Source organism: Neobacillus drentensis, assembly GCF_036965425.1.
Classification (GTDB): Bacteria; Bacillota; Bacilli; order Bacillales; family Cytobacillaceae; genus Neobacillus; species Neobacillus drentensis_F.
The window spans coordinates 1-1,685 of record NZ_JBALPP010000080.1 but is presented as its reverse complement, the minus strand read 5'-3'; the positions used below and the strand labels follow the sequence as shown (position 1 = coordinate 1,685).

Here is a 1,685-nt window from a genome sequence, read left to right as displayed (position 1 = left end):
TTGTTTTTGCTCTTCCAATTCCAAACGTTGATCAGGATTGTCTTTAATCTCGTCTTTATTAGCTTCTGTTTCCAAAAATTCTTCATGGGATTGTTTTTGCCCTTCCAATTCCAAACGTTGATCAGAATTGTCTTCAATCTCTTCCTGATAAGGATTTGATTCTTTGAATAGCTGTTCCCACTGTTGATATAGCCTTTCAGCTGACTGATGGTTCCCGACTTCCACTTTTAAATCTGCCAGTAATTTCTCTTTTAATTGACGGCAATATCCTTCCCATTCCTCTAAAATTATTATATCAACAAGTTTTGAAAACCTTGGTCTCATACTATTCCAGTAAGAATAAATGTTATTACACCCTTCTAGCAAATCTTCACGGTATTGATTTTTTTCTTCCATTTTGCTGCATTCCCCTCACAAAGGTTAATTATTTTTTTATTATCCTGAATATAATGACACCAAATTTAAGTTAATCTTCCACAATTGTCCTAGGCATAGGTATTCATGGATATATAAAAACAATATGACGTTACTAATAAATCGGAGAGGGCTATTTCACCATTTCTAAAAAGAATTAATCATAATCAAAAATAATTGCTTCTCTAAAACAACATTGTATTCCCTGTCTTCAAAATCCTTACGTTATTATATAAGTAGTACAAGGAGGTGCTTATCATTGATAAACCCATTTGAAAACAATGAAATTCCTATTCTTGAAACAGAACAGTATCTTTTAAGAGGTCTATCACTTGAGGATGCCCCGGCATTATTCGAATTTATGAGCGATGCTGAGACAATGAAATATGTCACTCCTCACCCCATCAAAACACTTAGGGAAATGGAAGAGAAAATAAAGAATCATCTTGCAAACTTTCAAATGGAGAAAGAAATTCCTTGGGTGATAATCGAAAAAAGCAGCAGTGAAGTGATTGGCATGTTTCGCCTTCATAAACTCCATATGTGGCATAGAAAAGCAGAAATGGGTGCCTATTTGCACCAAGGCTATCACAAAAAAGGCGTTATGACCGAAGTCTTAAAGACCATTTTACCTTTCGTATTTAATGAACTTGGACTAAATCGCATTGTCGGAGATTTATATGCAGAAAATCAAGGTTCAAAAAAGCTTCTTGAAAAATTCGGTTTTCATCAAGACGGAATCCTTAGGCAAACAGACTTTGATGGTTCCAAATTTCACGACACCATCGTCTACTCATTATTAAAAAAAGAATTCAACCAATGAGCCCAGTTGAAGGGTTCTTTTGGCTTTTTTTACAAGTACAGAAGAAGAACGAAATCGCTCTCCGCAATGATAGAAAAATAGTAAGTCAATTCCTTATTTAGGTCATGTTTTTTATGTTATCTATTGTTAAAAGATCACAGAAAAAAATTTACTATTTTACCAAAAAAAAACCGCTAATAGCGGCTGTGAATTATCTTATTTTCCCAAGGCACTTCTCCTATCTATATTAATTTCCCATTACATATTTTTCATTTATTTATCATTTACTATTAAACTACATAAACCGACCTGTATATTTCGAAAATTTTGTTGAGGAGTATTACAAAAAGGTTCTGAAGAAAAGTTAGAAGAATTAGTGGATTACATTGCCGTTTTGAAGGATTACTATATGACTGTATTATCACAAGAAAAGGAGGATTACAACAAAGCGTTTATTAAAGGTAAGATA

2 protein-coding genes are annotated in these 1,685 nt (G+C 33.2%); one reads left to right on the top strand and one right to left on the bottom strand.

Annotation, left to right across the window (positions count from 1 at the left end; translation table 11 throughout):
• Positions 1 to 396: hypothetical protein (locus V7161_RS19240; RefSeq protein ID WP_335714526.1), on the bottom strand; the 396-nt coding region annotated here is incomplete at its 3' end.
• Between the two features lie 277 nt (positions 397 to 673).
• Here V7161_RS19240 and V7161_RS19235 point away from each other — a divergent pair.
• Positions 674 to 1,237, top strand: a complete 564-nt coding sequence (locus tag V7161_RS19235) for a GNAT family N-acetyltransferase (RefSeq protein WP_335714525.1) — start codon at positions 674 to 676, stop codon at positions 1,235 to 1,237.
• Positions 1,238 to 1,685: the final 448 nt, after the last annotated feature.